1 protein-coding gene and 2 pseudogenes are annotated in these 893 nt (G+C 73.9%); 1 reads left to right on the forward strand and 2 read right to left on the reverse strand.

Annotated elements, in window-relative coordinates; genetic code table 11:
- Positions 1–71: 71 nt before the first annotated feature.
- Positions 72–215, forward strand: a pseudogene (locus A5713_RS28550) (oxidoreductase); the annotation flags it as partial.
- On the opposite strand, the pseudogene A5713_RS29385 reads toward A5713_RS28550, so the two are convergent.
- Both A5713_RS29385 and A5713_RS25970 read right to left on the reverse strand, forming a co-directional pair.
- Positions 179–481 (reverse strand): annotated as a pseudogene (locus A5713_RS29385) (hypothetical protein); the annotation flags it as partial. The pseudogenes A5713_RS28550 and A5713_RS29385 sit on opposite strands and share 37 nt — an antisense overlap.
- Positions 478–893: NADH-quinone oxidoreductase subunit B family protein (locus A5713_RS25970; protein WP_197516482.1), on the reverse strand; the 416-nt coding region annotated here is incomplete at its 5' end. The gene A5713_RS25970 and the pseudogene A5713_RS29385, both read right to left, overlap by 4 nt.

The raw sequence follows: 893 nt of genomic DNA on the forward strand, positions 1-893 counted from the left end.
CTCGGTTGATGGCGCAGTCCCCGCACGCGATCACCCGGCGCGGCAACGGGGTGGCCTCGATCGTGGCCCGCAACGGGTGCGAGGTGGAGATCTCGGGCGCGTTCGGGCCGGTCTATGACGCCGAGCGGTTCGGTGCCCGCCTGGTGGCGTCGCCGCGGCACGCGGATGCGCTGCTGGTGACCGGCCCCAGCTGCTCGCGCCGGGCATACCCGATCGTGTACAGCCCGGCCACGATTGCGACGGCTCCCGTGAGCGCCATGAAGAATCCGCCCAGCGGATCGAGGCTGAGCTCGACGCCCGACAACGGAAGCAACCACCCGATGCGGACGGCGCGCACCGGACCGAACATTCCCAGCGCGCCGGCCCACACCCCGCCGGCACCCAGCAGCGCGGTCAGCGCGCCCGCACAGACGGGCGCGGGGGCGTTGCGGCGCAACACGTCTGGGACGGGCACCGCGCGGGTGGCCAACGCCGCGGTCATTTGCCGGTCACCGCCCGCAGGGCCGCGACGATCTCGCTCGGCGACGGCGGGCAGCCCGGGATCTCCATGTCCACCTGCACCAGCTCGCCGACCGCGCCCGCCACGCCATAGGCGCCGGCGAAGACCCCTCGGTTGATGGCGCAGTCCCCGCACGCGATCACCCGGCGCGGCAACGGGGTGGCCTCGATCGTGGCCCGCAACGGGCCGGCCATGTTGTGCGTCACGACGCCGGTCACCAGCAGCGCATCCGCGTGCCGCGGCGACGCCACCAGGCGGGCACCGAACCGCTCGGCGTCATAGACCGGCCCGAACGCGCCCGAGATCTCCACCTCGCACCCGTTGCGGGCCCCGATCGAGGCCACCCCGTTGCCGCGCCGGGTGATCGCGTGCGGGGACTGCGCCATCAACCGAG

Source organism: Mycobacterium sp. E2497, assembly GCF_001668695.1.
In the GTDB taxonomy this organism is placed as follows: Bacteria; Actinomycetota; Actinomycetes; order Mycobacteriales; family Mycobacteriaceae; genus Mycobacterium.